The organism is Streptomyces sp. NPDC001093 (assembly GCF_040298985.1).
GTDB lineage: Bacteria > Actinomycetota > Actinomycetes > Streptomycetales > Streptomycetaceae > Streptomyces.
Genome location: NZ_JBEPBF010000129.1, coordinates 23,716 through 29,895, shown reverse-complemented (window position 1 = coordinate 29,895; position 6,180 = coordinate 23,716). Strand labels below are relative to the sequence as shown.

The 6,180-nt window shown below is 72.9% G+C and carries 5 protein-coding genes and 1 pseudogene; 1 reads left to right on the top strand and 5 read right to left on the bottom strand.

The window, feature by feature from the left end; genetic code table 11:
- The 4 genes and pseudogenes from ABT288_RS40335 to ABT288_RS40320 form a co-directional block, all read right to left on the bottom strand.
- Window positions 1-234, bottom strand: a pseudogene (locus tag ABT288_RS40335) (hypothetical protein); the annotation flags it as partial.
- Window positions 231-1,250, bottom strand: coding sequence for an RNase adapter RapZ (rapZ, locus tag ABT288_RS40330; RefSeq protein WP_351619106.1), 1,020 nt, complete (start codon window positions 1,248-1,250; stop codon window positions 231-233). The pseudogene ABT288_RS40335 and the gene rapZ, both read right to left, overlap by 4 nt.
- On the bottom strand, window positions 1,247-3,343 hold the full coding sequence (gene uvrC / locus ABT288_RS40325; protein WP_351619104.1) for an excinuclease ABC subunit UvrC: 2,097 nt from the start codon (window positions 3,341-3,343) through the stop codon (window positions 1,247-1,249). Before uvrC ends, rapZ begins: the two co-directional genes overlap by 4 nt.
- A gap of 68 nt (window positions 3,344-3,411) precedes the next feature.
- The gene (locus ABT288_RS40320; RefSeq protein WP_351619101.1) at window positions 3,412-3,786 is read right to left on the bottom strand and encodes a hypothetical protein; all 375 of its coding nucleotides are present in this window, start codon (window positions 3,784-3,786) and stop codon (window positions 3,412-3,414) included.
- Between the two features lie 283 nt (window positions 3,787-4,069).
- Here ABT288_RS40320 and ABT288_RS40315 point away from each other — a divergent pair, with 283 nt between their 5' ends.
- The gene (locus tag ABT288_RS40315; RefSeq protein ID WP_351619098.1) at window positions 4,070-5,047 is read left to right on the top strand and encodes a hypothetical protein; all 978 of its coding nucleotides are present in this window, start codon (window positions 4,070-4,072) and stop codon (window positions 5,045-5,047) included.
- A 563-nt stretch (window positions 5,048-5,610) separates the two neighbouring features.
- Here the strand turns inward: ABT288_RS40315 and ABT288_RS40310 are convergent.
- Window positions 5,611-6,039: a Rieske (2Fe-2S) protein gene (locus ABT288_RS40310; RefSeq protein ID WP_351619096.1), complete on the bottom strand. Its 429-nt coding sequence runs from the start codon at window positions 6,037-6,039 to the stop codon at window positions 5,611-5,613.
- Window positions 6,040-6,180: the final 141 nt, after the last annotated feature.

Sequence of the window (6,180 nt, the reverse complement as noted above, 5' to 3'; positions counted from 1 at the left end):
GGCCCGGGGCCCGAGGGCGGTGAGGGCGCGGGTGTCCCGGCGCTGGGCGGCGGGGGAGGCGTACAGGCCCACGCCGCCGCCGCGCGCGACCACCTGGGGCTGGCCGCCCCGGCGGCGGGGCCGGCCGCCGCGGGCCTCTGCGGGGCGGGCCGTCCCCTCGGCCGTGGCCCGGCCGGAGCGCCCCTCCGGCACCATCCGGCGCAGCCTGCCGAGCCGCCGTGTACGTTCCGTCATTCCCGTCCCATGTCCCGGTGTACGACCACCGTCTCCACACCCTCGGCCGCGAGGCGCGCGGCGAGCTTCTCCGACACCGCCACCGAGCGGTGCTTGCCGCCCGTACAGCCGATGGCGATGGTCACATACCGCTTGCCCTCGCGCCGGTAGCCGGCGGCGATGAGCCGCAGCAGTTCGGCGTACCGGTCGAGGAACTCCTTCGCGCCGGGCTGGTTGAAGACGTACGCCGACACCTCCTCGTTCAGGCCGGTGAACGGGCGCAGCTCCGGCACCCAGTGCGGGTTGGGCAGGAACCGCATGTCCGCGACCAGGTCGGCGTCGACCGGGAGGCCGTACTTGAAGCCGAAGGACATCACGGTGGCCCGCAGCTCGGGCTCCTCCTCGCCGGCGAACTGGGCGTCCATCTTGGCACGCAGCTCGTGCACGTTCAGGCTGGAGGTGTCGATCACCAGGTCGGCGTCGCCGCGCAGCTCGCGCAGCAGCTCGCGCTCGGCGGCGATGCCGTCCACGATGCGGCCGTCGCCCTGCAGCGGGTGCGGACGGCGCACCGACTCGAAGCGGCGCACCAGGGCCTCGTCGGAGGACTCGAGGAAGACGATCCGCCGGGTGACGCCCCGGGTGTCGAGGTCGGCGAGGGATTCGCGCAGATTGTCGAAGAAGCGCCGGCCGCGCACGTCCACGACGACCGCGATCCGCGCCACGTTGCCCTGTGAGCGGGCGCCCAGCTCCACCATGGTGGGGATGAGGGCGGGCGGGAGGTTGTCCACGACGAACCAGCCGAGATCCTCCAGACACTTCGCCGCCGTCGACCGTCCCGCTCCGGACATCCCGGAGATGATCACCAGCTCGGGGATGGCCGCCTCCTGGCCTGCGGCCGGCGTACCGTCCGTGCTCACCTGTGCTCCGTTTTCCTGGGCAGCGGGCTGCTCGCCCGCCGCGGGTCGCGGCTGGTCCTGCCCCGCTTCCTTGCGAGCCCGGTCCCGCTGTGCTGTGGGCTGTGCGTCGTGCTCCGTCATCTCTCCTGCCCCCGTCGTTCGTCCGGGAGGCCCGCGGTTACGGGCTCCCCCGAGGAACCCGCCGTCGTATCGGGTTCCTCGTCATCAATGATCTCTCCAGTCGCCGTGTTCACGGCGGGTGCGGCCGGAGCCGCCTGGGCGAGGGCCGCGGCGATGGTCTCGGCCGTCTTCCGGCCTATCCCGGGCACCTCCTGGATCTGTTCGATTGTGGCGGACCGCAGCCTTTTCACCGAGCCGAAATGCTTGATGAGCGCCTGTTTGCGTGTCTCGCCGAGGCCGGGGACGTCGTCCAGGGGGCCGGCCCGGAAGCGTTTGGCGCGCTTGGTGCGCTGGTAGGTGATCGCGAACCGGTGGGCCTCGTCACGGACACGCTGGAGCAGATAGAGGCCCTCGCTGGTGCGGGGCAGGACCACCGGGTCGTCGTCGCCGGGCAGCCAGACCTCCTCCAGGCGCTTGGCGAGGCCACAGACGGCGATGTCGTCGATGCCCAGCTCGTCCAGGGCGCGCCGGGCCGCGGCGACCTGGGGCTGCCCTCCGTCGACCACGACGAGCTGCGGCGGATAGGCGAACTTCTTCGGACGGCCGTCGTCGTCCTTGAGCGCGTTGGTGATCTCGTCCGTGCCGGTGAGCGTGCCGTCGCCGTCGGTGAGGGCGTCCTCGGGGCCGGAGCCGTCGGTCCACTCCCCCGTCTTCTCCTTCTCCGCGAGGTACCGCCTGAAGCGGCGGGTGATCACCTCGTGCATGGAGCGGACGTCGTCCTGACCGGCGAAGCCCTTGATCTGGAAGCGGCGGTACTCGCTCTTGCGCTGCAGGCCGTCCTCGAAGACGACCATGGAGGCGACCACGTCGTCCCCCTGGAGATGCGAGATGTCGTAGCACTCGATGCGCAGCGGGGCACTGTCCAGACCGAGGGCCTCAGCGATCTCCTCCAGGGCGCGCGAGCGCGTGGTCAGGTCGGAGGCGCGCTTGGTCTTGTGCAGGGCGAGCGCCTGCTGGGCGTTGCGCTGCACGGTCTCCATGAGCGCCTTCTTGTCGCCGCGCTGCGGGATGCGCAGCGACACGTTCGCCCCGCGGCGGACGGTCAGCCACTCCTGGACCGGCTCGACCAGCTCGGGAAGCGCCGGGACCAGGACCTCCTTGGGGACGGCGTCCCCGGTCTCCTCGCCGTAGAGCTGCTGCAGGGCGTGCTCGACCAGCGCGCCGGTGGTGATCTCCTCGACCTTGTCGGTCACCCAGCCGCGCTGGCCGCGCACCCGGCCGCCGCGCACATGGAAGATCTGCACGGCCGCCTCCAGCTCGTCCTCGGCGACGGCGATGAGGTCGGCGTCCGTCGCGTCGGCGAGCACGACGGCGTTCTTCTCCATGGCCTTCCTCAGGGCCTCGATGTCGTCGCGCAGCCGCGCCGCCCGCTCGTACTCCATCTCCTCGGCCGCCTCCATCATCTGCTTCTCCAGACGGCGGAGGTAGGCGCCGGTGCGGCCGGCCATGAAGTCGCAGAACTCCTCGGCCAGCTCCCGGTGGTCCTCGGGGCTGATCCGGCCGACGCAGGGGGCGGAGCACTTGCCGATGTAGCCGAGCAGGCAGGGGCGGCCGGTGCGGGCGGCGTTCTTGAACACGCCGGCCGAGCAGGTGCGCACCGGGAACACGCGCAGCAGCAGGTCGACGGTGTCCCGGATGGCCCACGCGTGCGCGTACGGCCCGAAGTACCGGACGCCCTTCTTCTTGTGACCGCGCATCACCTGCACGCGCGGGAACTCCTCGTTCATCGTCACCGCGAGGTACGGGTAGCTCTTGTCGTCGCGGTACTTGACGTTGAACCGGGGGTCGTACTCCTTGATCCAGGAGTACTCCAGCTGGAGGGCCTCGACCTCCGTGGACACCACGGTCCACTCGACGGACGCGGCGGTGGTCACCATCGTCCGGGTGCGCGGGTGCAGGTTCGCCAGGTCCTGGAAGTAGTTCGCCAGGCGCTGGCGCAGGCTTTTCGCCTTTCCGACGTAGATCACCCGGCGGTGCTCGTCACGGAACCTGTACACCCCGGGGGAGTCCGGGATCTCACCCGGCCTGGGGCGGTAGCTGGAGGGATCGGCCATGTCTCACACCCTACTGGCGAGCACCGACACCGCGTCGGGCCTGTGGACAACGCCCCCGCCCGTGCCGCTCACCTGTCCACAGCCCATCGCGTGTCCGTCGGCGGCAGGCCCGTACCGATCACGTGCCGGACGATCCGGAACGCCTCGTCGAGCGGCACGGTGTCCTCGTCGGCGTACGTGTCGCACTGCCCGTTCGCCGGCCGGAAACCCCCGCTCACCCCTCCGGAACCCGCGGAGACGGCGTGGGCGCCCGGGTCGCCCTCCCCCTCGAGAAGCATTACCAGGGCGCGTCCGGTGTTGCTCACCACGGACAGCAGGCGCCCTGCGGAGCCGGTCAGCCAGGTTTCCGGACAGCCCTCGGCGATCCGCCGCCGCAGCACGGCGACCGCCTCCTCCCCCGTCACGGCCGTGCGATCACCGTCGAAGGTCCAGGTCTCCGTCACGCGTCGATCTTCCCATCGGCCGGCTCGGACGGGCGTGACGTCTGTGGCCGGAGACCCCGGCGTAGGGCCGCGGCCCGCCCGGGGGTGGCCATGGCGGGTTCGAGGTGTTGTCGGGGCCTGGTCAACACGCTTCAATGCGGGGGAACTCGGGGCCGTGCACGCACCCGTACCGGCGCGGCGTGCGCAGCCAGGGGCGTCCACGACGCCCAGGGGGGTGGGCCCCGTACACCGGCGCAGGCGGCCTGACCAGCCGTAGCGACACCTCACAGAAAGGCGCCCCGGCATGCGGCATGCCACAGAGCACGCGCACCTCCCCACCGCGGAACTGGACACGGCCCTGCGGGGCGGCCCCTTCCATGTGGCGCTGCGCGCCGCGATCGCCGCACGCGGGCTGCCGCTCCAGCGCGTCCAGCACCATCTGTCCCGGCACGGGGTGAAGGTCGGCGTCACCAGCCTGAGTTACTGGCAGCAGGGAGCCCGCCGCCCCCAGCGCCCGGAGTCGCTGCGGGCCGTACGGGCACTGGAGGAGATCCTCCAGCTGCCGGACGAGTCACTGATCCGGCTGCTCGCCGAGACCGACGGGTGCGCGACGCCCGGCCGGCCGGCCGGGCGCTCCTACCGCTCCCTGATCGAGGCCTCGGACGTCCTGGACCGGCTCCGGGCCGAGCTCGGCTGGACCCTGGACGGCGGGCTGCACACCCTGGGCCACCACGAATGCGTCCGCATCGGCGCCCGGCGCGAACTGGCGGGCCGCGAGGCCCACCACATCGTGCGGGCCCACCGCGACGGCGTCGACCGCTTCGTCGCCGTGCACCACGGCGACCGGGGTTGCCGCCCGCACGACATCAGGGTGCGGGCGCTGGAGAACTGCCGCACGGGACGCGTCCGCTGGGACCAGGGCACCGGCGTGCTGGCCGCGGAGCTGCTCTTCGACACCCGGCTGCGCGCCGGCGACACCTTCCTCTTCCGGTACGGCATCGAGGACGGCACGGCCGGGCCCTGCCGCGAGTACCTCCACCGCTTCGGCTTCCCTGGCGGCCAGTACGCCCTCCAGGTGCGGTTCGACGCGGCCGCGCTGCCGGCGCGCTGCCATCGCTTCACCCAGCACTCGACGGCGGCTCCCCGCAGCGGCCGCCACGACCTGCCGGTCACCGGCCCCCACCACTGCGTCCACGTGGTCGAACCGCGAATCCGCCCGGGCATCGTCGGCATCGCCTGGGAGTGGGGTGAAATCGCCTCGGGCGTGGGTCCGTTGAGGTGAGTCGGTGGGGAGACATCGCACGGGCGTGGGGGCCCTTGACGTCGAGGCGGCGGGAAGGCGTCGCACGGGCGACGGGGCCGGGCTCGCCGGCCGACGGCTGGGCCGGGCAGCAGGTGGAGGGCTGAGGACCAGGGGCGGCAGGGGACCAGAGCTCGGGGGGGCTCGGCGGGCTCGGGGGGCTCGGCGGGCCTCGATGCACGCGGCCGGAACAGGCAGCCGGGACAGGCGGCGACCGGGGACGGGCCAGGGCCAGCGGCTCGGCGGACCCGAGGCAGGCAGCCGCGGCACGCGGCGACCGGGGATGGGATCGAGAGCTGGGCCGGTGCCGACGGCCGGGGACCACGGCGGCGCCCAGGACCATGGCTGGAGACCGGAGGCAGGGGGCCGATGCCGGGGACAGGAGAGAGGGGACAGGGCCGCGGGCCGGCTGGAAGGCGGCTGCCCCGTGCAGCGGCGTGGCAGCACGGTTGCGCCGCGGCATGAGGGCGCGCGCGGCGGTGCCGGCGATGCTGTGCGGCCGTACACCCCGTTCAGGCACCCGGGGTGCCGGCGCGGCTGTCCGTTCAGGCGCCCGGGCCGGCGACGATCCTGCCGTTCTTGGTCTTGACCGGGAGCTCGGCCAGGGGCTCGGTGGCCGGTGACTGGACCACCTTGCCCGTCACGGCGTCGAACTGGCTGCCGTGGCAGGGGCAGATCAAGGTCGTCCCCTGGAGCTTGTTGATGGGGCACCCCGCGTGCGTGCAGATCGTGCTGTAGGCCTTCAGCGCGCCGCTCCCGTCGCGGCTGACGACCACGTTGTGGTCCCGGTAGAGCTTGGCTCCGCCCTTCGAGACCTCGCTCTCGGCACCGAGGTCCACCGGAGCGGTCGGGGTGGCCGCGACCGAGCCGCCCTGGCCCGGCGCCGAGCACGCGGCCAGGCCGAGCCCGGCGACCGGGGCCACGGCGGCCCCTCGAAGGACGGTACGACGGCTCGCGGACGGTCGGGCGGGCATCGGGAACTCCACTGCTCAAGGGGTGTGGAGGGCGACGATACCCGGGCACAGGGGCCGCCCCCGGAGCGGGGGCGGTGACTGCGGGGATGGCTGCCTGGCGTTGACAGTGAGGAGCGAGGGGACACCTGGGGAGGGCCGGGG